Annotated in this window: 25 protein-coding genes; 10 read left to right on the forward strand and 15 right to left on the reverse strand. The window is 44.1% G+C overall.

Annotated elements, in window-relative coordinates; genetic code table 11:
- Positions 1-44 precede the first annotated feature (44 nt).
- The 3 genes from mnmA to JRG66_RS12680 form a co-directional block, all read right to left on the reverse strand.
- On the reverse strand, positions 45-1232 hold the full coding sequence (gene mnmA, locus JRG66_RS12670) for a tRNA 2-thiouridine(34) synthase MnmA (RefSeq protein ID WP_265163136.1): 1188 nt from the start codon (positions 1230-1232) through the stop codon (positions 45-47).
- Between the two features lie 145 nt (positions 1233-1377).
- Entirely contained in the window at positions 1378-1764 is a 387-nt protein-coding gene (locus tag JRG66_RS12675) for a hypothetical protein (RefSeq protein WP_265163137.1), read from the reverse strand.
- A 56-nt stretch (positions 1765-1820) separates the two neighbouring features.
- The gene (locus tag JRG66_RS12680) at positions 1821-2501 is read right to left on the reverse strand and encodes a toxin-antitoxin system YwqK family antitoxin (RefSeq protein WP_265163138.1); all 681 of its coding nucleotides are present in this window, start codon (positions 2499-2501) and stop codon (positions 1821-1823) included.
- Positions 2502-2591: 90 nt separating this feature from the next.
- Here JRG66_RS12680 and JRG66_RS12685 point away from each other — a divergent pair, with 90 nt between their 5' ends.
- Complete coding sequence (locus tag JRG66_RS12685) at positions 2592-3566, forward strand: fasciclin domain-containing protein (RefSeq protein ID WP_265163139.1); 975 nt, start codon at positions 2592-2594, stop codon at positions 3564-3566.
- An 80-nt stretch (positions 3567-3646) separates the two neighbouring features.
- On the opposite strand, the gene yidC is transcribed toward JRG66_RS12685, so the two are convergent.
- The 3 genes from yidC to JRG66_RS12700 all read right to left on the reverse strand — a co-directional run bounded on the left by yidC (position 3647) and on the right by JRG66_RS12700 (position 7565).
- Positions 3647-5491: a membrane protein insertase YidC gene (gene yidC / locus JRG66_RS12690; RefSeq protein WP_265163140.1), complete on the reverse strand. Its 1845-nt coding sequence runs from the start codon at positions 5489-5491 to the stop codon at positions 3647-3649.
- 65 nt (positions 5492-5556) lie between these two features.
- A complete protein-coding gene (pyrG, locus tag JRG66_RS12695; protein WP_265163141.1) occupies positions 5557-7194 on the reverse strand; it encodes a CTP synthase in 1638 nt (545 codons plus the stop codon).
- A 137-nt stretch (positions 7195-7331) separates the two neighbouring features.
- Positions 7332-7565 carry a DUF3820 family protein gene (locus tag JRG66_RS12700; protein ID WP_265163142.1) on the reverse strand — a complete coding sequence of 78 codons (234 nt, stop codon included), beginning with the start codon at positions 7563-7565 and terminating at the stop codon, positions 7332-7334.
- 168 nt (positions 7566-7733) lie between these two features.
- Here JRG66_RS12700 and JRG66_RS12705 point away from each other — a divergent pair, with 168 nt between their 5' ends.
- Positions 7734-9254, forward strand: coding sequence for a GH3 family acyl-acid amido synthetase (locus tag JRG66_RS12705; RefSeq protein WP_265163143.1), 1521 nt, complete (start codon positions 7734-7736; stop codon positions 9252-9254).
- A 64-nt stretch (positions 9255-9318) separates the two neighbouring features.
- Here JRG66_RS12705 and JRG66_RS12710 read toward each other — a convergent pair whose 3' ends face one another.
- Positions 9319-9984: a hypothetical protein gene (locus tag JRG66_RS12710; RefSeq protein WP_307726291.1), complete on the reverse strand. Its 666-nt coding sequence runs from the start codon at positions 9982-9984 to the stop codon at positions 9319-9321.
- A gap of 127 nt (positions 9985-10111) precedes the next feature.
- Here JRG66_RS12710 and JRG66_RS12715 point away from each other — a divergent pair, with 127 nt between their 5' ends.
- Complete coding sequence (locus JRG66_RS12715) at positions 10112-10897, forward strand: Fpg/Nei family DNA glycosylase (RefSeq protein WP_265163144.1); 786 nt, start codon at positions 10112-10114, stop codon at positions 10895-10897.
- Complete coding sequence (locus JRG66_RS12720) at positions 10894-11619, forward strand: DUF72 domain-containing protein (RefSeq protein WP_265163145.1); 726 nt, start codon at positions 10894-10896, stop codon at positions 11617-11619. The genes JRG66_RS12715 and JRG66_RS12720 overlap by 4 nt, the downstream gene beginning before the upstream one ends.
- On the opposite strand, the gene JRG66_RS12725 is transcribed toward JRG66_RS12720, so the two are convergent.
- Positions 11616-12302, reverse strand: coding sequence for an MBL fold metallo-hydrolase (locus JRG66_RS12725; protein ID WP_265163146.1), 687 nt, complete (start codon positions 12300-12302; stop codon positions 11616-11618). The two genes, JRG66_RS12720 and JRG66_RS12725, sit on opposite strands and share 4 nt — an antisense overlap.
- A gap of 9 nt (positions 12303-12311) precedes the next feature.
- Complete coding sequence (locus JRG66_RS12730) at positions 12312-13598, reverse strand: erythromycin esterase family protein (protein WP_265163147.1); 1287 nt, start codon at positions 13596-13598, stop codon at positions 12312-12314.
- 125 nt (positions 13599-13723) lie between these two features.
- Here JRG66_RS12730 and JRG66_RS12735 point away from each other — a divergent pair, with 125 nt between their 5' ends.
- Positions 13724-14698, forward strand: coding sequence for a potassium channel family protein (locus tag JRG66_RS12735; protein WP_265163148.1), 975 nt, complete (start codon positions 13724-13726; stop codon positions 14696-14698).
- Between the two features lie 59 nt (positions 14699-14757).
- Here JRG66_RS12735 and JRG66_RS12740 read toward each other — a convergent pair whose 3' ends face one another.
- Together JRG66_RS12740 and lysA are read right to left on the reverse strand one after the other, a co-directional pair.
- Positions 14758-15204 carry a DUF4168 domain-containing protein gene (locus JRG66_RS12740; RefSeq protein WP_265163149.1) on the reverse strand — a complete coding sequence of 149 codons (447 nt, stop codon included), beginning with the start codon at positions 15202-15204 and terminating at the stop codon, positions 14758-14760.
- A gap of 139 nt (positions 15205-15343) precedes the next feature.
- Positions 15344-16576 (reverse strand): diaminopimelate decarboxylase, encoded by a 1233-nt coding sequence (gene lysA, locus JRG66_RS12745; RefSeq protein WP_265163150.1) that lies wholly within the window; start codon positions 16574-16576, stop codon positions 15344-15346.
- A gap of 181 nt (positions 16577-16757) precedes the next feature.
- On the opposite strand from lysA, the gene JRG66_RS12750 reads away from it, so the two are divergent.
- The 4 genes from JRG66_RS12750 (at position 16758) to JRG66_RS12765 (ending at position 19998) form a co-directional block, all read left to right on the forward strand.
- Complete coding sequence (locus JRG66_RS12750) at positions 16758-17414, forward strand: LON peptidase substrate-binding domain-containing protein (RefSeq protein ID WP_265163151.1); 657 nt, start codon at positions 16758-16760, stop codon at positions 17412-17414.
- 103 nt (positions 17415-17517) lie between these two features.
- Positions 17518-18711, forward strand: coding sequence for an ADP-forming succinate--CoA ligase subunit beta (gene sucC, locus JRG66_RS12755; RefSeq protein ID WP_265163152.1), 1194 nt, complete (start codon positions 17518-17520; stop codon positions 18709-18711).
- Between the two features lie 404 nt (positions 18712-19115).
- A complete protein-coding gene (locus JRG66_RS12760) occupies positions 19116-19463 on the forward strand; it encodes a hypothetical protein (RefSeq protein WP_265163153.1) in 348 nt (115 codons plus the stop codon).
- Positions 19464-19662: 199 nt separating this feature from the next.
- Positions 19663-19998 carry a hypothetical protein gene (locus JRG66_RS12765; RefSeq protein WP_265163154.1) on the forward strand — a complete coding sequence of 112 codons (336 nt, stop codon included), beginning with the start codon at positions 19663-19665 and terminating at the stop codon, positions 19996-19998.
- Between the two features lie 56 nt (positions 19999-20054).
- On the opposite strand, the gene JRG66_RS12770 is transcribed toward JRG66_RS12765, so the two are convergent.
- Entirely contained in the window at positions 20055-20744 is a 690-nt protein-coding gene (locus tag JRG66_RS12770; RefSeq protein WP_265163155.1) for a phosphoadenylyl-sulfate reductase, read from the reverse strand.
- 3 nt (positions 20745-20747) lie between these two features.
- Complete coding sequence (locus JRG66_RS12775) at positions 20748-20993, reverse strand: DUF1456 family protein (RefSeq protein ID WP_168136812.1); 246 nt, start codon at positions 20991-20993, stop codon at positions 20748-20750.
- A gap of 221 nt (positions 20994-21214) precedes the next feature.
- Between JRG66_RS12775 and JRG66_RS12780 the strand changes: the two genes are divergently transcribed.
- Positions 21215-21661 (forward strand): Hsp20/alpha crystallin family protein, encoded by a 447-nt coding sequence (locus tag JRG66_RS12780; protein ID WP_265163156.1) that lies wholly within the window; start codon positions 21215-21217, stop codon positions 21659-21661.
- 53 nt (positions 21662-21714) lie between these two features.
- Here JRG66_RS12780 and JRG66_RS12785 read toward each other — a convergent pair whose 3' ends face one another.
- Both JRG66_RS12785 and uvrB read right to left on the reverse strand, forming a co-directional pair.
- Entirely contained in the window at positions 21715-22926 is a 1212-nt protein-coding gene (locus tag JRG66_RS12785; protein ID WP_265163157.1) for a phage tail-like protein, read from the reverse strand.
- Positions 22927-23011: 85 nt separating this feature from the next.
- Positions 23012-25015, reverse strand: coding sequence for an excinuclease ABC subunit UvrB (gene uvrB, locus JRG66_RS12790; protein ID WP_265163158.1), 2004 nt, complete (start codon positions 25013-25015; stop codon positions 23012-23014).
- Between the last annotated feature and the right edge of the window lie 51 nt (positions 25016-25066).

Below are 25066 nucleotides of genomic sequence, written 5' to 3' on the forward strand. Positions count from 1 at the left end.
TAGTTTTTCGGGTTTTTAAGCCTGGGAAAGGCTTTCCTTCAAATTTAAGAAATTACCCCCGATCCAATCAACTCATCATCCAGGTGCCAGGCCACGAATTGCCCTTCGGTGATGGAAGGTTGTGGGGTGTCAAAAATGACATAAAGACCATTCTCTGTTTGGTAGAGTTTTGCCTCCTGAAGCTCCTGCCTGTAACGAATACGGGCTTTTACGCGCATTTCTTCATCGGCTTCCAGCTTCAAATCTGGGCGCACCCAGTGAATTTCATCGGGAGAAATGAAAAGTCCGCGCCGGTAAATTCCGGGGTGATCTTTGCCCTGCCCGGTGTAGATCACGTTTTCATCCACATCGGTTTCAATCACGAACAAAGGTTCGGGAGTACCGCCCACGGCGAGTCCTTTACGCTGACCTTTGGTAAAATAATGTGCCCCCTGGTGGCGGCCTACTTTTTTACCTTCGGAAGGCTGGTAAGTGTATTTTCTGGACATGAATTCCAGTTCTTCCTGTTTATTCTGAAATTCTTTAGTTTCTAACTGAAATTTTTCTTCTGAAGCCGGGATTTCCACGATATCACCTTCTTTAGGCTGCAACTTCTGCTGAAGGAATTCAGGGAGCCTTACTTTTCCGATGAAGCAAAGGCCTTGTGAATCCTTTTTTTCCGCAGTGACAAGATCCTGTTCCGCAGCAATTTTTCGCACCTCGCTTTTTTGAAGTTCGCCAATAGGAAACAGCGTTTTTGCCAGCTGCTCCTGTGAAAGCTGGCAAAGAAAATAAGACTGGTCTTTATTTTTGTCCTTTCCCGAAAGCAGCCTGTAAACAGGTTTGCCATCAACTGCGGTCTCTGCTTTGCGGCAATAGTGGCCGGTAGCTACAAAATCGGCCCCCAGGGAAAGGGCGATCTTCATAAAGACATCAAACTTGATCTCCCGGTTACAAAGCACATCAGGGTTTGGCGTGCGGCCACGTTCGTATTCATTGAACATGTAGTCTACGATGCGCTCTTTGTATTCGGCACTAAGGTCTACAGTCTGGAATGGAATTCCGAGTTTTTCGGCCACCAGCATTGCATCGTTGGAATCATCGAGCCACGGGCATTCTTTAGAGATGGTTACGCCTTCATCATGCCAGTTCTTCATGAACAAGCCAATCACTTCATAGCCCTGCTCTTTTAAAAGATAGGCTGCAACACTTGAATCTACCCCGCCCGATAGACCTACAACTACTCTTTTCATACGCTTTTCCTCCCTTTTAAAGGTCTTCAATTAGGGCGCAAAAATACGGAAAATTTGTCACTTTTGAGAACTTGCAGGTTAAGGTCCATCATATAAAAAAAGCGACTTAGGTAAGCCGCTTGATTTATGGTAGCATAGAAATTTACTACTGTTTTTCGAAAGAAAAACTGCCTGTTGAGGAAGTTTGGAATGTAAAGCTATCATCACCGGTAAAGGTCACGTCGCCTTCAACAGCTCCAATAACCGGTACGGCCAGTTTGTAACGTGAGTTACCCAGATTTTGCCATTCCCCTGAGGAGCTCTGAGGCGTGCAGTTAGCCTGGGGGAGATAAAATGTGGCACTTCCGGTATTTCCTTTTTTTAGAGTAACAAAAGATTCTTCTGTGCAGCCTCCTATCTCAAAGGCGCTGGCTTCAACGAGAGTCCAGGTGCCTATGATTGGGTCGTCAGCTCCGCCGCCGTCGTCATCGCTGCTACAGGAGGTGAAAAATATCAATGCAAATGCCGATAATAGAAATAGGTACTTTTTCATAAATGTTCTTTTTGGGTTTGTGTAAATATATTAAATCTTAAAAGAGCTGGGTATGCCTAAAATTCTTTTTCTTCTTTAAACGATCCGTTTTCATAATATTTCCAGGTGCCGTGGTGTTTGTCATTGCGATAGAGGCCTTCGCTTAAAAGTTCTCCCTTGCCGTTGTAAATCTTTGCCGGGCCGTGAAGTTTTCCGTTTTCATAGAGAAGGTCTTCCAGCACTACGCCCTTTACTGAGTACAGTTTTCGGGGGCCGTTGAGTTCTCCTTTGCTGTAAGCAGCTTCTTCGGCGAGCTGCCCATTCTCGTAATAGACCTTTTTCTGCCCATGTAATTTTCCCGCAACATAATTTTCGGTCATCATAACGGCATCAGATCCTTTGTGGTAGTAAGTCCATAGGCCGGTGCGCTTTTGGTCTGTGAATTCACCTTCACTAATGGTACTGCCATCCTGTGCCAGGTATTTTGCTTTTACCGACCCGGAGCCGCGATCAAAGTTCATCACGGCTACGGGTTGTTTTAATCCTTCTTGATAATATTTAAACAAACCTGTTCTTTTTCCATGTTCAAATCTGCCCTCATATTTGGGTTGGGATTTGTTGTTGTTATAATATTCTACCCATCTTCCATGCTTTTTTCCATTGCTGTCATAGGTGTTAAGCGCATCCTGAGCCCTGCTTATCAATGTAAACAGGAGGCATAATGACCACAGGCTGATTTCTCTTATAATTCCTTTCATATTTTTTGTTTAAAAAAAATTAACTAAACTTAAACATTATTGTTTCTTCTTTTATTCTACATTTGATTTGTAACTTAAAAATAACTACAAATGAAACATTTATTGAACTTAAAAAAAATAACAGCAGGCCTGTTTTTTGTGCTGGCTTTTACAGCCTGTAGCGATGATGACGATGATACTGCCGTTCCGGTTGTGGAGACCAACACCATAGCCGACTTTGTAGCGTCAAATGACAATTATTCTTCCCTTGAGGCTGCGCTCGAGGTTACCGGTCTTACTTCAACGCTGGATGGAACTCAAAATTATACCGTTTTTGCTCCAGACAATGATGCATTTGCTGCATTTCTTGAAGACAACGGATTTTCTTCCCTTTCTCAGGTCCCGGTAGATTTGCTTACCCAGGTATTGCTTAACCATGTGCAAATGGGGGAAATTATGGCTGCCGATCTTACTACTGGTTATATTGAAAGTATGGCCACCGGAAGTGCTTCCGAAGAAAACCTTTCCATGTACATTAGTACAGAAAACGGAGTAATGATCAACGGAGTGGCCACTGTGACTACTGCAGATGTTGAAGTAGACAACGGGGTGATACATGCAGTAGACGAGGTAATTGGTTTGCCAAGCGTGGTGACTTTTGCACTTGCCGACCCTACTTTCAGCAATTTGGTAGCCGCTCTTACCCGTGAAGATGACTTTACTTTTGTAAGTACTTTAATGGGCACAGATGAGCCTGCACCATTTACAGTATTTGCCCCTACCAATGAAGCTTTTGCAGCTTTGCTGGGAGAACTTGAATTAAATTCATTAGCTGATATTCCGGCTGATGGCCTGGCTTCGGTTTTAAGCTACCACGTGGTTGCCGGTGCTAATGTAAGATCATCGGCACTTACAGACGATATGGAAGTTGCCACGCTTGCAGGACAATCATTCACCATTGATCTTGACAATGGTGCCGTGGTCACAGATGCTAACGGAAGAACTTCAGAAATAATAGTGACAGATGTACAGGCCAATAACGGTGTTGTTCATGTAATTGACACCGTTTTATTACCCGCTATGTAATTTAGTGATTTGTTGATAGGTTTAGTTAATGCAGAAGAGCCCGAAATTTTCGGGCTCTTCTTATTTATATACCAGGTCAATTACTTTTTGCTTTTCTTCTGTTGTTCTTCGGCCTGTTCCATCATTTCCTGCATTTTACGTGCAAATTTCCCCTGTTTTTTAGGTTTCTTCTTATTCTCCTGGATCTGTGCGTGAATCTTGTCTTCATCTATGATGAAGTTCTTGATTACCAGCATGATGCCAATAGTGATAAGGTTTGAGGTTAGATAGTACAGGGAAAGTCCGCTCGCATAGTTGTTGAAGAAGATCAACATAAAGAGCGGGGAAAGGTACATGATGAATTTCATGTTGGGCATTCCCGGCTGTTGTGCATTCTGCATGGTCTGCCCGGTAGTCATCATCATATAAATGAAGATGGCGATAGAAGCCAGGATTGGGAACAAACTCACATGGTCTCCATAGAACGGGATGTAAAACGGAAGTTCTGCAATCTTATCGTAACTTGAAAGGTCATCTGCCCAAAGGAAGCCTTTTTGCCTTAGCTGGAACGCACTGGGAAAGAACATAAAAAGCGCATAGAACACCGGGAGCTGCATCAAAGCTGGCAAACAACCACTCATAGGGCTGGCACCGGCTTTACTGTACAGCTTCATGGTTTCCTGCTGCTTCTTCATTGGGTTATCCTTGTACTTCTCGTTGAGCTCGTTGATCTCGGGTCTTAGCACCTTCATTTTTGCCTGAGACAGGTACTGTTTGTACTGTACGGGAGATAGCAAAAGCTTTATGGCAATGGTCATTACAATAATGGCAATCCCGTAGCCCATGTAGTTGGTGATAAAGGCAAAGAAAGGGATAAAGAAATACCTGTTTATCCAGCCAAAAATCCCCCAGCCCAAGGGCATGATCTCATCAAGGTTCCTGTCGTAATCATTCAGGATCTTGTAATCACTTGGGCCATAGTACCAGTTCATGTTATAGTTAAGTTCTCCCCCCTCTAGCTGCAATGGCATGGTTGAGGCAAAGGCCTTGGTGTAGAGGGTGTCTACTTCCTCATCTTCTACCAGGTCTTCAGACCTGAAAGTTCCGGTTTCAAAAGGGGTGTCGGTAAGCAGGATAGAGGTAAAGAAGTGCTGCTTGTAAGCGACATAAGAAATATCCTTTTCTTCGTCTTCACCATCGGTTACAGATGAATCATCCCCGCCATCGTACTCGTAAACAAGTTTTGTGTACCTGTTTTCATAAGTAATACTCTTTGCGTGCCTGTAACCCTTCAGTTTCCAGTCGAGAACTATAGGGGCCGAAGAATTCAGTACGTCATTTAAGCCCTGTGAGCGTACGGTGAAATCCATCATGTACTCACCGGGTTTCAGCACGTAACGGTACTCAAGGAATTCTTCCGGAGAAACCTTTAGTTTCATAGAAACTATGGTGTTCTCCCCGTTTTTGGTTACCGTAGGCTCAAAATAAAGGTCTTTAGTATTTAGAACTCTCCCGTCAGTAGTTGAAAAACTCAGGTTAAAAGAGGCATTGTCATCTTTTACCAGGTATACAGGTATAGAATCGAAGGTCTTGTAATTCTTCATTTTTGCTTCGGAAAGATATCCGCCTTTGTTTGAGAAGCTCAGGGCGAGAACATCGTTTTCAACCGAAGTGGTATTTTCTGAAGCCGAAGGCAGGGTGGCCGAATACCCAAAAGCGCCCAGCCTTGCTGCTGCCCGCGCTACCGCTGCCGAATCTGTCTCCTGTACTGCATCATTGTAAGGCAGTACTTCTTCCTGTGCATCGGGAGTTACTACAACCTCATCGTTAGCCGGTTCTTCCACCACTTCGGGAGCCGAAGGATTCATGTACAACATCCACAACAGGATTCCCCCAATAAGCAGGAAACCGATTAAGGAATTGATATCTAATTTTTTTTCTTCCATTATAAAAATTAATAAACGCGGATCTTTCCGCAGTCATTGCCTGTCAAAATTGTGGCCAAAAAAGGCTACTGTGCCAGGCTGGCATTCTTTTTTTTCTGTGAATATTCTTTTGCAGCTTTAATAAAGGCTATAAAAAGAGGATGCGGGCTGGCTACCGTACTCTTGTATTCGGGGTGGTACTGTACGCCCACAAACCATGGGTGGTCTTCTATTTCTACAATTTCCACCAGGTTGGTCTTGGGGTTCACCCCCGTGCTTTTTAGTCCGTGAGACTCCATCTGGGTGCTGTACTGGTTGTTGTACTCGTAGCGGTGGCGGTGTCTCTCAAAGATCTGGTTGCTGCCGTAAACTTCTTTCGCTGTAGAGTTATCTTTAACGCTACATTCCCATGAACCCAATCTCATGGTGCCTCCAAGATGGGTGATATCCTTTTGCTCTTCCATAAGGTCAATGACCGGGTGGGGAGTGTTGGGATCCATTTCAGTAGAATTCGCTTTTTTAAGTTGCAGCACGTTTCGGGCGAATTCGATCACTGCCATTTGCATCCCCAGGCAAATTCCCAAAAATGGCAGTTTGTTCTCTCTTGCAAAACGCACGGCGTCAATCTTGCCTTCCACACCGCGTTCTCCAAACCCCGGGGCCACGAGAATCCCGTCCAGGTGGGAGATCTTGTTCTGGATCGTGCTTTGGTTGATAAATTCTGAATGTATGCTCTCCACATTTACCTTCACCTCATTGGCGGCACCTGCGTGAATAAAAGCTTCCAGTATAGATTTATAGGAATCCTGAAGTTCCACATACTTGCCTATAAGGCCAATGGTCACTTCATGTTTTGGGTTTTTGTGGCGCTTCAAAAATTCGTTCCACTGCGTGAGGTTGGGCGTGGTATCATCGGGAAGGTTTAGCTTCTTCAAAGTTACCGTATCCAGGCCTTCGTGCAGCATCATGTTAGGCACGTCGTAAATGGTAGAAGCGTCTATAGATTGAATAACGGCTTCCTGTTTTACGTTGCAGAAAAGTGCGAGCTTGCGCCTTATGTCGTCAGAGAGTTCGTGTTCGGTACGGCATACCAGGATATCGGCTCTCAGTCCGCTTTCCATTAGTGTTTTTACACTGTGCTGGGTAGGTTTTGTTTTAAGTTCGCCCGCTGCCGAAAGAAACGGAACCAGCGTAAGGTGAATCACCAGCGCATTGTCATCTCCCAGTTCCCACTTTAGCTGCCTCACTGCCTCAATGTATGGCAGCGATTCTATATCTCCCACAGTACCGCCAATCTCGGTGATCACAATATCATACTCGTGGTTCTTGCCAAGTAGCTGCACACGCTCTTTGATCTCGTTGGTGATATGCGGAATGACCTGCACCGTTTTCCCCAAAAATTCCCCGCGGCGTTCTTTTTCAATCACACTCTGGTAAATTCGGCCGGTGGTAACATTATTGGCCTGGGAGGTATTTACGTTGAGAAAGCGTTCATAGTGCCCCAAATCGAGATCGGTTTCGGCCCCGTCTTCGGTCACGTAGCATTCGCCGTGTTCGTAAGGGTTGAGGGTGCCGGGATCAACGTTGATGTAAGGATCCAGTTTCTGAATAGTGGTTTTGTACCCACGCGCTTGCAGTAATTTTGCCAGGGAAGCAGCAATAATGCCTTTTCCAAGCGATGAGGAAACGCCGCCGGTGACAAAGATATACTTGGTTTCAGCCATTGTAGAGAGATGTTTGTGCGTCTTTTTATTCAGGGCGCTAAATTACAAAGAAGAAAAGAAAAAGAAACCATTTGCAGGATAATATGTTAGCAAAACTTTAAGGAATAAAATGTTTCAGAAACTCCTCAAAAATGGCATTATCGCGGGTATTTTTTCCGAATGCTTCGCAGGATATCTTCCATCCCGTTCACCTTAAGGTCCAGTACCTGCTGTAGTTGATCGCCGGTTTTTCCCTTCGGAAATCCCTGTTGCCTGAACCAGACCAGGTAAAATTCAGGTAGTTCTGAAAGATAGCGGCCTTTGTATTTGCCAAAATGCATCTTCGCATGGGCGAGATCGAGAAGGGCTTTGTAATCTGGTTTGAGGTCCATGCCGCTAAGGTCTCAAAAATGGCAAAATTGAAAAGCTTTTTTTCTGAAGTTTTTCCGAAGAAATTCAGCAGTAACCCCAACCTTCTTAAAGGTTAAAATCTTGGTAATTCCGCCTGTATTTTCTGGCAAATTTTGAGCTTTTGAGTAATTTCAGCCAAAAAGAAATCAATGGCAGTAATAGGATCAATAATAAAAGGGCTTATACAGGTAACCGATGCAGTTACTTCAGACCCCAAACCGTATGAAGCGCAGGCCGAAGTGTTGAAAAACCTTTTGAACCGGGCCAAAAATACTGCTTTTGGGCAGCATTACGGTTTTGAAGAGATTCTTGATGCCAATGATATAAAGGCAGAATTTGCCCGCCGAATTCCCATTTTTGACTACAACAAAATCAACGCCGAGTGGTGGGGCAAAATGCACGAAGGCCAGGAAAATGTGACCTGGCCCGGCAAACCACCTTATTTTGCGCTTAGTTCGGGTACCACGGGTAAATCGAGCAAGAGAATTCCCGTTACCGATGATATGGTGGAGGCCATTCGCCAGACCGGGATCAAGCAGGTGGCTTCTCTGGCAAATTACGACCTGCCTTCCGACTTTTTTCAGAAGGAGATCATGATGCTGGGCAGCTCAACCGACCTTAAGCAGGTGGAAGACCACGAAGAAGGCGAAATAAGCGGGATTAGTGCCAGCAACATTCCTTTCTGGTTTCGTAATTTTTACAAACCCGGTATGGAGATTTCCCAGATTGAAGATTGGGATGAGCGGGTACTGGAAATCGCAAAAGAGGCCAGAAACTGGGATATTGGCGCCCTCACCGGCATCCCATCCTGGACAGAGCTCATGCTCAAAAAGATTATTGAATACCACGGGGCCTCCAATATTCATGAGATCTGGCCCAACCTGCTGGTATATTCTACGGGCGGGGTTGCTTTTGAACCTTACGAAAAAGCTTTCGATAAACTTGTGGCCCGGCCGCTGGTGGTGATAGATACTTACCTGGCTTCGGAAGGATTTATGGCATTCCAGTCCCGGCCCCAAACACATTCCATGCAACTGGTGGTAGACAATGGTATTTACTTTGAATTTGTGCCTTTTAAACCTGAATACATAGGAGAAGATGGTTCCGTAAAAGCCGGTGCGCCTGTACTCCCGCTGGAAGAAGTGGAGCCCGAAAAAGATTATGTGCTGTTGATTAGTACGGTTTCGGGAGCCTGGCGGTATGTGATTGGCGATACCATAAAATTCACCGATGTAGACCGTCTTGAAATAAGGATCACGGGTAGAACAAAATTCTTCCTTAATGTGGTGGGTTCCCAGCTTTCGGTCAACAAAATGAATGATGCCATTAAAGAAATGGAACAAAAATTCAACATCACCATCCCCGAATTTACTGTGGCCGCAGTTAAAAAGGACGGGGAATACATCCATAAGTGGTACCTGGGCACCGAAGCTGAAGTTGATGAAAATGAACTGGCAGCAGCCCTCGATAAGGCCCTGCAGGAAGCCAATAAAAACTATGCTGTGGCCAGGAACAAAGCTTTAAAAGGCGTTGAGGTGGTAAAGACCTCTCCCGATACTTTTACTTCCTGGAGCGCAGCCAATAAAAAGAAAGGCGGACAGGTAAAAATGGAAAAGGTGATGAATGAAGAAAAATTCGCAGCCTGGGAAGAATTTGTCAGTAAGCAATGAACCATTACCAATAAATCAAGAGTAATCAATAAACAATATTCAATATTCAATAATCCTTACTCCTTTACAGCTGTTCTTCTTCGAGTTTGTTTACAAGTACCAGGATCTCTTCGGGGGAAAGGTAGAGGCGGGCGATCCTTTCTTTGTAAGTGTCAGATAAGTGGGAGTTATTCAGGATAAAATCTTTGGTAGCAAGAATGTATTCGCTCATTCCGGCATTTACGGCGTAGGTATCGGCAGCACGTTCGGCCTGTTTGATGTAGTTTTCCGAAGTAATATACCTAAACCCGAAAATCACCAGCCCCATAGCCGATTTATCACGGTAGTCCATAACATGCCCCAGCTCATGTCCCAGCCAGCCAATTAAGACTTCGGAAGGCACATCGGCCATAGAGAACTCTTCTTTTTCAATAAGAAACCTGCTGCTCATAAAGATGTTGTAGCTCCTGTCGTTCTTTCCTTTAAAAAGGTTGGCAATTTTAGGCTGCGCCTGCATGAAAGATTTTTTGATGCTTTCCTTGTATTTAAATTCAATTTCCACACCTTTGAGTTCGGGGTAGTAGGAGAGCGCTACTTTTGCCTCGTGTAGTATACTTTTTGGGATAATCTTATTGCCCTGGTAAACGATCTTTTCTTCTTTCATGTCTTTTTTTGCGGCACAGCCCCAATTTCCTGCCAATATAGACAGCAGGAGCAGTAAAGCAAGTAATTTTTTGAGCGGTTTATACATGGTATTTCCTTAAGCCTGCCGTGATAAGTTATAATATCCCCAATCAAATACTTTGAAATATTTCTTAAAAGATGGGTGCTTTTACAGATTTTGGCTAATTTGAAGGAACTGTAAAAAATCATGCATTATGCCAGAACTACCCGAGATCACGCTGTACAAAGATTACCTCGATGCTACATCGCTCAACAAAAAAATCACTGCAATCGATTTTTTACATACCGGCGGATTACAGGCGTCAAAAAAGGCCTTTACAGAGGCTTTTAAAGGAAAAAGATTGAAGTGTAGCCGCAGGTTGGGGAAGTACCTATTTATTGAAACTACGGGAGATAAGGCCCTGGTGCTGCATTTTGGAATGACAGGAAAACTGGAGTATTTCAAAAATCAGGAGCCGCCAAAATATTCAGAAATAGTCTTTTCTTTTGAAGATAATGATCACCTGGCGTTTATATGCAAAAGGAAGCTGGGCAAGATCTTTATTGCTGAAAGTTTTGAAGGTTTCAGGCAGGAGAAGGAACTGGGGCGGGATGCGCTTGAACTATCAGAAGGCGAATTCCTTGAATTGTTTGAAGGTAAAACCGGAAGCATTAAAGGAGTGTTAACCGATCAACATGTACTGGCCGGAATCGGCAATTTGTATTCTGACGAAATGCTGTACCAGTGTAAGATCCACCCTAAGACCAAAACCAACACACTTACGGCAGCAAATAAGAAGCAAATGTATAAGAAGATGAGGCAGGTGCTTGAAACTGCCATTGAAAAGGAGGGAGTGCGAAAGGATTTTCCCGATTCCTACCTTATCAAACACCGAAAAGAAGGTGACGGCTGCCCTGCCTGTGACGGGAAGGTCAAAAAGATCAAGGTCTCCGGCCGCAGCACTTACTTTTGCCCATCCTGTCAAAAAGAGCAAAAATGAAGCTGCATATAGGTTGTTCCGGGTATAATTATAAAGAATGGCGGGGGGCTTTTTATCCCGAAAAAATGCCTCAGCGCCAATGGTTGGAGTACTATTCCTCCATTTTTGACAGCGTGGAGATCAACAATACTTTTTACAGGTTTCCGCGGGAAAAGACTTTAAAATCCTGGAAAGAGACTGTAGAAAAAGCTTTTCAATTTACCCTGAAAGGGCATCGTTATATCACACACCGCAAAAAGCTGAAGGAAGTTTCCGAAAGTGTGAAAGATTTTGAAGAGCTGGCAAAGCTTCTGAAGAAAAACCTGGGCTGCATCTTGTGGCAGTTGCCGCCAAACCTGCACCGCAATGACGACAAGCTCAGGGAATTCTGTAAGACCCTTGATCCCGGCCTTAAAAATGTGCTTGAATTCCGCCACGATTCCTGGTATGACGATGGAGTCTACGAAATTCTGAAGGAGCACAACATCATCTTTAGTTCCATTTCCAGCCCCGAGTTCCCCGATGATTTCATTAGCACAGCGAAGACCGGTTACCTGCGTTTCCACGGAACGGGAAAAAACTGGTACGACCACCTCTATTCAAGATCTGAACTCGAGGCATGGCATAAAAAGATCACCAACAGCAGTGTTGATGAGGTGTATATCTTTTTCAACAATGATATTCACGCCCATGCGCCTAAAAATGCACAGCAGCTAAAAGCACTCTTTGAACAGGCAAATTAGACCTCCAACTCCATCCCGTCATGCGCCGGGATAAGTTCTACCTCTTCTTCGAGGGCTTTGATCTTTTTCCTGCTCTCTTCGGAAGGATTTTCAAAGAACCATTCGCCATAGTGGCAAAATGCTATTTTTTTAGCGTGCGGAGATAGTAAGCGAATAAGATCGGGCACGCCGGTATGGCCAAAGATTTTGTCCTTTTTACGGTTGATGCGCCCGCCTTTCTTCATAAAAGTGGCTTCAGTGATCACGAGATCTATGGGCGGTAAACCTGCCAGGTGTGCTTTTTCTATCCAGGCTACATCTCCGGTGATAAAGATCCTTTTTCCGTCTTTTTCAATGAGGTAGCCAAGGGATTTCAGTTTAAGTGCATGAATGACGGGGATGGGGGTGAAGCTATAACCTTCGACTTCAAACTTTCCTGAAATGACATTTAGATTTGGGATAAGTTCGTGAGCTTCGGGCCCAAAAAGGGCAATTTTGGGAGTGAATTTTTCTTTTTCAGGAACAAAAAAAGCATGATCGGGATGAAAATGGGTGAAGATTATGGCTTCGGGATGATGTTCCAGATAGGCTTCTTCGCCCAGGTCTATTAAGATCTTTTCATCAAGCAGGTAGCCTGTATGGCGGCTGTGTCCTTCCGCTTTAGGTTCTATTTTTCCTCGGGTGCCTAAAATTTTTATCTTCATAGTTACAAATTAAATTCCGAAGGGATAGGTTTCAGGAGTTTTAGCGCCATTGGGTTGCAGGTGCAGCGGGTGAAGCCCCCGGGTTTTGTCAATGTACAGAAAAGCGTCATATCTTTTTGATATTTTTGAGGGAACGTAGTTGCCCCGCTCTCGGTGTGGGTCGTACACCACGCCCACGGCACGGTGTCCAATTTTGTCCTGCAGTTTTTTGTGCAAATGGGTGCCTTCCTCAAAAAGCAGCAATTTGTTTTCGGCCCCCAGCGTATGCAGCTTTCGTTCTATACTGCCTTCAATCCCTTTTGGCAGGTCCATACTTTTCATGGGGGCGCCCCAAAAATCCCCGGCAACCACGCTGCCTTCATAAGAGCCGAAACCCACCAGGTAAACCCCTTGCTCGCTGTGCTGCTGCCTCACCAGCTGCCCTACGTTGTGCAGGCCTTGTGCGGCCATAGTAGTAGCCCTGGCATCCCCAATGTGTGTATTGTGTTCCCAAACGACCACTTTAGCGTCTTTCCCATGATAATCTGTTAGCCTGTTGAGGGTTTCTACCATGTGGCTGTCACGCACGTTCCAGGAAGAATGGTCAAATTGAGCCATGGCCTCGTAGTATTTTTCGGCATTTTTGAGGACGAGGGAATTAAGTTCGGCATTGAGGCCTGCTTCGGGTTCATTCTCGTACTGCGAGGCTTTTTGCCTCACTTCCTTCAGCAGCTGCACTACTTCATTGCGGCATTTTTGCTGAAGTCCGCGGTAGGCTGTGACATACGAATCGTTCTTTCGGTAGGGTTCAAAACAATCGGCTGTACGCCGTGCGAGGGCGGCAACTTCAGGATCTTCTTTTTCGAGGTAGTTCACTATGATCTCCATAGATTCCCAGAGGCTGTAAACATCAAGGCCGTAGAAACCGATTTTATTTTTTTGATCCAGGTCTTTGTTGTGGTTCTTCATCCATTGGGCAAATGCGGCAATTTCCCAGTTGGCCCACATCCAGGTTGGCCAGCGCCTGAACTCTTTCAGCACATCGGCAATATGATCTGGCGTGCCGGGAAAATCTTTTACCCAGCGGTTGATCTCAAAACAATCTGGCCAGTCACCTTCAACAGCCACAAAATCGAAGCCTTTTTCTTTGATGAGCCGTTTGGAAATTTCGGCTCTCCAGGTGTAGTACTCATGGGTGCCGTGGCTGGCCTCTCCCAACAGCACATATCTTGAATTTCCAATTTTCTCCAGGAGCGGGTCCAGGTGCTGCACATTTTCCAGAGGTTTGATGTATTCTTTTTCCTTATCCAGTTTCATATCTCCAGTATTTTGTACAATAATTTACGAAAATGAACGGCCGGATAGAAAAATAAGCAGGGGCTTTAGAAAAGTTTAAGTCGGAATTAAACTTTTTTAAGGTCGTTTTAATTAATTTAGAAACCATGCAAACAGTTCAAATTGTAATTGGTCTCGCCATAATTTTATTTACTTACCTGGATTTTTTTCACACCACCCTTTCCGGAAACGGGTTTGGTATTTTCTCCAGAATTATAAACCAGATCCTGAACCGTATCATGATTCAAAACCGCAGCCGGTCAATTTTTAAATTTTCCGGAATTACACATTTGTTATTGACCACTTTTCTCTGGATGCTGCTGCTCTTCATAGGAACCTACGCGGTTTTTAGTGCCGAAGATTCCATGGTGGTGAATGGCACCACCGGGGTGCCTGCCACAGTCCCCGAAAGGTTCTACTACACCGGTTACGTTCTCTCTACTTTGGGCGTGGGGGATTTTGTACCGGGCACCGATACCAGCAGGGTGCTCACCGGAATTTTGTCTTTTTCAGGTTTCATCTTAATTACTACGGGGCTTACTTATTTATTGAGCGTGATCAATGCGGTACTCGAAAAGAAGCAGCTTTCCTTTCTCATTTCTACCATGGGGAAAGATGTGGAAGAGATCTTTAATTTTTATAAGCAACAGGAAGATCTGGAAAACCTTATTTCCAATGCCGGCGACCTCAGGCAGCAAATTTTGCAAAATGCCAGTAGTTACCTGGCCTTTCCCATGGCGAATTATTTTCTTTCCAAGAATCATGAGTCGGCCCTTATTTTACAACTGGCAAGGCTTCACGAAGTAATTATGATCATTCGGCTCGACTGGCGGCAGGAGTCTGTTCAATATAAAAAGCTAACTGCAATTCTCAATGGGATCAAAAAGTACCTGGAACTTGGGCTAGAAGATGCCGGGGCTGCAAAGCATAATGAAGAAGAGCTCAAAACCTACAGGAGCTACTGGATGAAGCACGGATACTACTTCAAGAATGAAAAAGCCGTAGACGAGCAGTTTTCATCAAGCCTTAAATATGCCGGCTGGAATTGGAAAGAGGTGTATAAGCTGAAGGAGGAGGAATAAAAAAAGCTGCTCAAAAATGTCATTTTTGAGCAGCTTTAGAATTTAATATTTAACGGAAATTAGTTGGTAAGTTCCTGCCTCACTCTTTCCTGGAGCTGGGCGTCAGTTTGCAACTGGTTTGCAATTTCTTCATATCGTTCCAATGAAAGTCCGCTTTCTTTGATCATACTTTCCATTTCCTGGCGGAAACCTGCCTGCATTTCGTTGAGCTGTGCGATAATGGCATCGTATTGTTTCTTTTCTTCAGGTGAAATGTCGGCGGCTTTTGCTTCCGGATTCATTTGAGCCTGGTGAATGGTATTAAACCTGGCTATTTCCATCCCTTCTTTGGTGATCAGCTCGCTAAGATCCTTCTGGGCTTCCTGGTTGATCATGCGCATCTTTTGAAAAGTAACCGCAAATTGCGCTATTTCCTGGTCAGTCACATTAGTTTGTGCCATTAAAGTTGAGGTGCCCAGCATCATAAAGAATAGAAGGCTAAAAATCTTCATTTTACGTAAAATCATAGTTTTTCAATTAGGTTTAGCACAAACCTAAAAGTAATGATTTAAAAAGGCAAAAAAAGACCTCTTTTTCGGGTTATTCTGAAGAAAAATCGCACTTTTCTCTCAAAAATGGCAAAAAATGACAGCTTTTTTCTTGAAGTTATTCCTGAACAGTTTCTTGTAATGCTGAAAGATCAAGTTTTACCTGCCCGCGCAAAATATCTTCAAAATCCTCCCTTTTTCTGATGAGGTGAGCTTCGCCCTTATACCACAATACTTCGGGCGGGCGGTAGCGGGAATTGAAGTTGCTGGCCATAGAATAGCAGTAAGCCCCTGCGTTGCTGAAAACCAGAATATCTCCTTCTTTGATCTCGGAAATCCTGCGGTTGCTCGCAAAAGTGTCGGTTTCGCAAATGTAACCCACTACCGAGTAGAATCTCTCTTTGCCATTGGGGTTTGAAAGATTGTGAATCTCGTGCCTGGAGCCGTAGAACATGGGGCGAATAAGATGGTTGAAACCGCTGTCTACACCTGCGAAAACCGTAGAAGTGGTTTGCTTGATGACATTTACTTTGGCCAGGAATTTTCCGGCTTCACTTACCAGGAACTTTCCGGGTTCAAAGGCTAAAGTAAGCTCCCGGCCGTATTCCTTACAGAAAGATTTGAATTTTGCTGTGAGTTTTTCGCCCAATTCTTCAATATTCGTCTCAATATCCCCTTCTTTATAAGGCACTTTAAAGCCACTGCCAAAATCCATAAATTCCAGGTCTTTGAAATTGCGGGCAGTTTCAAAAAGGATTTCCGAAGCATATAAAAATACTTCAATATCCAGTATATCGCTGCCGGTGTGCATATGTATGCCGTTAATGTGCATCCCGGTGTTTTCTACAATACGCAGCAGGTGCGGTATCTGGTGGATGGAAACGCCGAATTTTGAATCTATATGGCCTACAGAGATATTGGTGTTTCCGCCGGCCATGACGTGCGGGTTGATCCTTACACAAACCGGCACTTCCGGATTACGGGTGCCAAATTGTTCGAGTATGGAGAGGTTGTCAATATTGATTTGTACGCCAAGCTTTGCCACTGCTTCAATTTCTTCAAGAGAAACCCCGTTTGGGGTGTAAATTATTTTTTCGGGCTCTACGCCGGCCTCCAGGCCTAGTCTGACCTCCTGTATGGAAACGGTATCCAGCCCGGCACCCAACTGGCGGAACAAGCCTAGCACCGAAATGTTAGAAAGCGCCTTTACTGCGTAGTGCACCCTAAGGTTCTTTACGCCGCTAAAAGCATTGGTAAGTCTGTTGTACTGTGAAATGATCTTTTCGGCATCATATACATATACAGGGCTGCCAAATTTTTCTGAAATTTCTAAAAGGTCCTGGTTGTTCATAAATTCAATATTAAGGGCGCAAAAGTAAAATGGATTTTCGGCTTTTGTCTATCGCCTGTCTAAAATTAACCAATTCTAACAAATTGTTATTTATAAAAGGAAGAAATGCAGCAAATTTAGCAGGTTTGAGCAGGGACGAGAAAAAGTTTTTTCGTAATTTCCAATTGTTAATCAATGATTTATGGTTTCCAGGCTGGCCCTTTTTCCTTTACAGAGTGTAGTGTATCCCGGTGAGGTCCTGCCCCTGCATATTTTTGAACCCCGTTACAAGGAACTTCTGGATGATTGTGAGGCAACAGGCATTAAGTTTGGAATTCCCACCTATATTGAAAACCAGCTCGATTACGGAACAGAGATGGAGCTTGTGGAAACGGTGCGGCGTTATGAAACCGGTGCCAGGGATGTTATTTGTAAAGGAACGAGGGTTTTCAGGATCAAAGAGTTTCTTCAGCAGGAGCCGGGAAAGATGTATGCTGGTGGTAATGTGGAATTTGTGGCGGAGCGCGAAGATACTTCCGAAGCCTTAAAAAAGCAGCTCCTAAACCTCATTTTTGAACTCTATGTTCACCTGGAAGTGCCGCGTCCCAAAGTGGATGTCGCGGCTTTCAAAAGCTATACGCTGGCTCATAAAATAGGGCTTTCCCTTCAGCAGGAATACGCTTTGCTGAAACTTGCTTCAGAAAGGGCAAGGCAGGAATTTTTGATCAACCACCTCACTATTACCATCCCCATCCTTCAGGAAATGAACCGGGCAAAACAGGTCATTGAGCTTAACGGGCACTTCAGGAATTATGACCCGCTGGATTTTCGGGAATTCAGGCTGCGGACAAAAAAATAAGGGAAAATTGCCCTTTTTGAGAGGGAAATTAAAAAGATTGGCAGATTCCTCTAACATTTGTTACTTTTGTGCACCTTAACGAACACTGAAGAAACACCTAATTATGAACATACACGAATATCAGGGAAAAGAGATCTTGAGCAGCTTTGGTGTCCGCACTCAGCGCGGGATTGTTGCCCAGGACGCAAAAGAGGCAGTTGAGGCTGCAAAAAAACTTACCGAACAAACCGGTACTGGATGGCATGTCATTAAAGCCCAGGTGCACGCAGGTGGACGTGGAAAAGGCGGGGGGGTAAAGCTTGCCAAGAACCTACAGGAAGTGGAAGAAATTGCAGGTCAGATTATTGGAATGAACCTGGTAACGCCACAAACTTCTGCAGAAGGTAAAAAAGTACACCAGGTTTTGGTGGCCGAAGATGTTTATTATCCCGGCGATAGCGAGCCTGAAGAATACTACATGTCTGTACTTCTTAACCGTTCTACAGGTAAGAACATGATCATGTATTCTACCGAAGGAGGTATGGATATTGAAACTGTGGCTGAAGAAACCCCTCACCTGATATTTAATGAAGAGATTGATCCCGCTACGGGACTGTTGCCTTTCCAGGCCAGAAGGATCGCTTTTAACCTAGGCCTTAGCGGAAATGCTTTTAAAGAAATGACCAAATTTGTAATGGCACTTTATGAAGCATTTGCAAAATCAGATTCTTCTCTTTTCGAGATCAACCCGGTACTTAAGACCAGTGACGACAAGATCATGGCGGTTGACGCCAAGGTAACGCTTGATGATAATGCCCTTTTTCGCCATAAAGATTACGCAGAGATGCGCGATGTGCGTGAAGAAAGTCCGGTTGAAGTTGAAGCCCGTAAAGTTGGCCTTAACTATGTTGATCTCGACGGAAACGTGGGATGCATGGTTAACGGTGCAGGGCTCGCAATGGCGACCATGGACCTTATCAAGCAGGCCGGGGGTGAACCCGCAAACTTCCTTGATGTTGGTGGTACTGCCGATGCAAAGAGAGTGGAAGAGGCTTTTAGGCTTATCTTAAAAGATGAGAAAGTAAAAGCGATTTTGGTAAACATCTTTGGAGGAATTGTGAGATGTGACCGTGTGGCTCAGGGAATTGTAGACGCATACAAGAACATGGGAGACACTATAAACGTGCCTATCATTGTTCGCCTGCAGGGAACCAATGCCGATATTGCCAAAGAATTGATCGACAACAGTGGGCTTGATGTTTACAGTGCGGTTGAATTCCAGGAAGCAGCAGATAAAGTGCAGGAAGTTCTTGCCTAAAAGAACTGCAACTTAAAATAGAAAGACCCCGGAAATTTCCGGGGTCTTTTCGTTTATATCGCCTGCGGAAAAAAATCTTCAGACTTTCCAGATTGCAGATTTGATAAACATTCTGCAACATTTCCATAACCCGATTTCTTTCTTCAGGAATGGCAATTTAAATACTTTTATTCCGGAAAACAAACTAAAGCTGCGGTGGTCATCACGAGCTTATATGGGATTATTTCAGAAGAAATTGCGGGAGGGGAGAAGAACTTTAAAGCAGGTTTTTGCATAACCGAAGTACTTCGAAGCCACATAAAAGAAGAGAAATAAAAAAAAGCTGTAACAAATGAGTTGACTCACAGTCTTTAAAGTACAATCATCAATCAATCCATTAATATTAATCTTTAAAACGAACAACTATGAAAACTTGTAAATTATTTTTAGCCGCTATTGCCCTAAGCTTATCGACTTTTGCCTTTGCGGGTGCCAACTCTGCTGTAGATTTTGAAGCAAAGACAGGTTCAATAAGTTACCAGATTGAACGCATGCTCTCCGATTCGGGCCTCGTCATTGAAGAAGATTTTACCGCCACCGTGATCTTTGAAGTAACCGAATCCAGAAAGATAAGAATCCTCCTCATTGAATCCCCTAACGAAGAGGTCAATGCTTTCCTGAAGAAGCGCCTTACCAATCAAAAGCTGCACGGTGATTCGTGGGACTCTGAAAAGGTCTACGAGTTGCCGGTAAAAGTTCAGGCAACGAGATAAAAAAAATCCGGGTATATGCCCGGATTTTTTTATGAATGCACTTTCAAATTTTGAAGAGCAGCAAAATTAGAGACCTTACATTTAGAACAGCCAAAATTTTGTTAAAATTATTCTAACCTGTAACAATCAGGATTTTAGGAAGTCTTTATAGTAAATCATCAATCATCAAAAACCATCAATTAATCTAAAAACGAACGTCATGAAAAAATTAAATCTGTTGCTAGTAATGTTTGCCTTAGTTATTTCTTCATCTGTTTCAGCAAAAGAGATCAGGAACCTCGCAAATCCCGATTCTGTTTCTGTTGAAATTGAAAGAATGCTTGAGAACCTGGAATTAGCCAATCAATGTGAACCGCTTGAAGTCACAATTTTCTTTTCTGTTTCTGAAGATCAAAAGTTCCAGAGTCTCCAGGTGTCTTCTTCTAATGAGGAGGTGAATTCGTACATTTTAAAGGAGTTGTCTAATGAACAATTGCCCGAAGCCTGGATGAAAGGTAAGATCTACGAACTCACTGTAGTGAAGAGGATGAGCTAAGCAAATTCCTGAATTTTAAATAAATAACCCGGAAGTAATCGCTCCGGGTTATTTATTTATAAATGTAAGCCGCATTCGGTTTTTGGGTTGTTGTTCCAGCGGCCCGAGCGTTCAACCCCCGGCGAAGTACAGTGGGAACAGCCAATGGAATGATATCCCTGTTTCACCAGCGGGTGAAAAGGCAGATCGTGTTTTTCTATAAACGCATCCCTTTCCTGTTTGGTAACATCCAGGAGCGGATAGAACTTCAAAATATCCCCGCGATTTTCAAAGATGTTAAGGCTGGCGCGGTGTTCACTTTGCCATTCCATGAGTCCGCTCACCCATACAGTATACTTTGCCTTGACCAGGTCAAGGGGTTTTACCTTGTTGATATGACAGCAAAAATCGGGATCTTTTTCCCAGGTTTTGTCTCTTTGTGTAAACTCGTGTTCTTCTTTTAGCGCGCTAACAGATTTTACATTGAGTCCGTATAGATCGGTAAGTTTTTGCCTGTATTGCAGGGTTTCCTCGAAGTGGTATCCGGTATCAATAAAATATACCAGCTGGTCTCGGTTAACATCTGAAAATAATTTTAAAAGGAAAGCCGACGTGGCAGCAAAAGAGCTGGTAAGCATCACCTCGGCAAGGTTAAAATCCTTGTATAGTTCCTCGATCCTTTCGTGAAGGTCGAGTTTCCGGTATTTTTGATTCAGTCTGTCAACTTCGGCAGCCGTAACTATTCTTTTTTCCGCAACAATTTCCATCGGCTATTTTTTGTCTTCCTTTTTGGGCATTGGCCCGCGTTTATAGATCACCAGGCCGTTCAAAAAATTCCGCAGAAACTGGTCTCCACACTCCATGTATTTTGGGTGGTCTTCACTTCGAAAGATCGCACCAATTTCACTTTTTGTAACCTTGAAATCAACAAGGGAGCAGATGTGAACAATATCTTCATCCCGTAGTTTTAAAGCAACTCTTAGCTTTTTGAAGATATCATTATTCGATAAAGGCATAGGTGAATTTTGAGCTGTAAAAGTAAGCAACCTGAATTTAAAAATGAAGTTTGAGAGGTATAAACTGTAAGATAAATAACAGCCCTGAACCTCTTAAAATGACAAAATGACATATAATTTTATTGAGAATGCGCCATAAAGTCTTAAATATGCAATTGGTATTTAATTTGACTTACACCGAATGAAAATTTAAAATAGTTTAATCTCAAAATATTAAAGTTATGAACCTTATTAAAAGAAACACCGACAACTGGCTTCCATCTATTTTTGATGATATGTTTAAAGCAGACTGGATGGACAATGGAAACTCAGGGATAAACCGTATTGGTACCAGCGTTCCTGCTGTGAATATCTCTGAAAATGATGAGGCTTTCAGGCTGGAACTTGCAGCTCCCGGAATGGCAAAACAAGATTTTAACCTTGAGCTTGATAATGGAGTGCTTACCATTTCTGCGGAAGAACAGAAGGAAAATGAGAAAAAGGAAAACGGGGGAAGGTTTACCCGCCGCGAATTTAGCTATACCAGCTTCAAAAGGGCCTTTAGCCTTCCTGATACTGTAGAAGCCGACAAAATTTCGGCCGAGTACAAAGAAGGGGTATTGATGATCAACCTTCCAAAACGTGAAGACGCGAAGGTACAGCCCAAGAGAATGATCGAGATTGGATAATTCTCGAACATAGTTTAATAGATTTTTTAAAAAGCGCCCTGAGGGGGCGCTTTTTACTTATCAAGCAGGATCCATCTGTTGCCGGCACTTTGAATGAGGTACTTCTGGCCGGGCTCAATGCTGTTCACCGAGCTGTTTGTAGTAATATCAAATAAATCATTGGTCCCTGTAAAATCCAAAGTTTTTCTTGTATTCCCCGGCCAGTTGAGCAGGTAAATAAGCCTGCCTTTATTAGTGGCGGCATCGGGAATTAAAACACTGCTCACCTGGTTGTTGATGCGTAAAGAATAGGCTTCGGGAGGGATGGGAAATGCTCCGGTGCCCGAGGCGGTTGAAGCATAAGTCCCCGAGTTGGGGTATTTCCAGGTGACCAGTCCGTTGGCGTCTGTGGTAAGCACCTGGTCTGCTGCCCCGCGCGTATCGGGCAGAACGTAATCGTTTCCGGCAGTGCCTATGCCCAGCCTTCCGGCAAAGTAGCCTGCAAAGACCTTTTTTGGATCATTGCCAAAGGCAGTGCTGTAAATGCCGTAGACAAAGCCGTTGCCCTGTTCGGTGCCAATTTCATTATAGATGCCGTAATGGTTTTTTGTAGATCCAAAAGTCTTCCCCACGTCGTTGTAAATTCCGTAGATATCTTCATTGGTGTTTTGGTTCACCTCGTTAAAAATCCCGTAATGAATTCCTATTCCGGCGCCACTCACCGAGTTTTTTATCCCGTATTTCTTATCCTGTGTGGCTGTGTTGTTACTGCTTAAAATGCCATAAGTCACGTTCTTTGTGGTAGCGCTGGCATTTTCTACTTCCAGGGGTGTGCGAATGTTGTGATCTTCGATATTGTCTATCATCACTTTTAGCTTCACATTGGCGGAAGACCCGCCAATGCTCACATTACCTTTTCTAAATACGGCTTCATCGGGGCTGGTGGAGGGGGAGGTGGTCCCTGTTTTGTAAAAATCTGAAGTAGCCTTGCCTCCCACAGCCTGCCAGCTGCCGGTAACCGAATCCCACCAGTAAAAACCGGGTGAAAACTGCCCTTTTTGAGAGCTTAGAAATACGAGCATCCCGTGCTGCTCGGCGCCGGGATTGGTCGCAGGGAAATTTGAGATCCGCGGGATAAGAATACCGTCGGTAGGTTCAGGGGAATTCGGATTTTCGGTGTAGATGTCCAGCTGAGCTTTAGGCTCATAAGTGTTGATCCCTACCTGGGCATTTATTTGTCCGCAGCAAAGCATCAGGAAGAACCCCAAAATTAGAAGCTTGTACACAAGTTAAAATTTTAAATCGGGGAGACACTATTGGGAATAAATATAAATAATTATCTCACTGGTTTACAAGGTTATGTAAAAAAAATTATGAGGCCTCTTTAACTTTCTCCTGAAGCATTTTTATTTCATCCCTTAGTTTGGCAGCCGTCATGAAATCCAGCTCTTTGGCTGCAGCTTCCATAGCTTTTCTCTTTTCCCTGATGCGCTTTTCTAACTGAGGTTTGCTGAAGTATTCAGTTTCTTCTTCGGCTGCTTTGAGATCGGGGGCAACTTCATAAGTGTAAGGTTCAGGTTTTTTACGCACCAGCATATTTTCGAAAGACTTCTTAAGGGCCGTGGGGGTAATGTTGTTCTTTTCGTTGTACTTCAGCTGTTTCTCACGCCTGTAGTTGGTTTCGTCTATGGTTTTCTGCATGCTGTCGGTAATCTTATCGGCATACATAATGGCCTTACCTTCCAGGTGACGTGCCGCGCGGCCAATGGTCTGGGTCAGGGAACGATTACTTCTCAAAAATCCTTCTTTATCGGCATCAAGAATGGCAACAAGAGAAACTTCCGGTAGGTCGAGCCCTTCCCTTAGAAGGTTTACTCCCACCAGTACGTCAAAAAGGCCTTTTCGGAGGTCCTGCATAATTTCAACCCGCTCCAGGGTGTCTACGTCACTGTGAATATAGCGGCACCGAATATTGATACGGGTAAGATATTTGGTGAGTTCTTCGGCCATGCGCTTGGTGAGGGTGGTAACGAGAATCCGCTGATCCTTGTCAATCCTTAGCTGCATCTCTTCAATAAGGTCATCGATCTGGTTAAGACTGGGGCGGACTTCAATTACGGGATCCAGTAAGCCGGTGGGCCTAATCACCTGTTCAATATACATTCCCTCTGTCTTCTGAAGCTCATAATCGGCAGGGGTGGCACTTACGTAGATCACCTGGTTCTGGAGCACTTCAAACTCTTCAAACTTTAACGGGCGGTTATCCATAGCTGCCGGAAGCCTGAAGCCGTAATCTACAAGGGTTTCCTTTCTTGAGCGGTCACCACCATACATCGCATGCACCTGCGGAATGGTGACGTGGCTTTCATCAACCACCATAAGGTAATCATCGGGAAAATAATCGAGCAGGCAGAAAGGTCGCGTTCCCGGGGGTCTTCCGTCAAGATAACGGGAATAGTTCTCAATACCCGAGCAATACCCAAGTTCCCTGATCATCTCAAGGTCAAAGTTGGTGCGCTCGTCCAGCCTTTTTGCCTCAAGGTGTTTCCCAATTTCCTGAAAGTAGCCCACCTGTTTCACCAAATCATCCTGGATCTCTTTTATGGCGCCCTGTAAGACATCAGGCGAGGTAACAAACATGTTGGCCGGGTAAATGTTGAGCCGGTCATATTTTTCAATCACATCATTGGTGGCGGGATCAAAAGCTTCTATTTCTTCAATTTCGTCCCCAAAAAAGTGAATTCTGAAAGCATTATCGGCATAACTTGGGAAAATATCCACAGTGTCACCTTTAATGCGGAAGTTTCCGTGGGTGAACTCTGCTTCAGTTCTTGAATAAAGACTTTGTACCAGTTTGTGGAGCAGCTTTGTCCGTGAGATCACCATATCCCTTTCTATAGAGACCACGTTCTTTTTAAATTCCACAGGATTCCCGATTCCGTAGAGACAGGAAACCGAAGCCACAACAATCACGTCCCTTCTTCCCGAGAGCAGGGAAGAAGTGGTACTGAGCCGCAATTTTTCAATCTCTTCGTTAATTGAAAGATCTTTTTCAATATAAGTTCCCGAGGATGGAATAAAAGCTTCGGGCTGGTAATAATCGTAGTAGCTCACAAAATACTCCACTGCATTGTCGGGAAAAAATTGCTTGAATTCCGAATACAGCTGGGCTGCAAGCGTTTTATTGTGGGCGAGTACCAGAGTGGGTTTTTGTACCTCTTGGATCACGTTGGCGACCGTAAAAGTTTTTCCGGATCCCGTGACCCCAAGCAGGGTCTGGTACCTTTCATTATTGTTGATGCCGCCAACCAGTTGCTTTATTGCTTGTGGCTGATCGCCGGTAGGTTTGAACTCAGACTTTACTTTGAATTTCATAGGCTTTTTTGCTGACCTGCAAAAATAGCCAATTTGGAGCTACCAACAAAT

The organism is Salinimicrobium tongyeongense (assembly GCF_026109735.1).
Lineage (GTDB): Bacteria > Bacteroidota > Bacteroidia > Flavobacteriales > Flavobacteriaceae > Salinimicrobium > Salinimicrobium tongyeongense.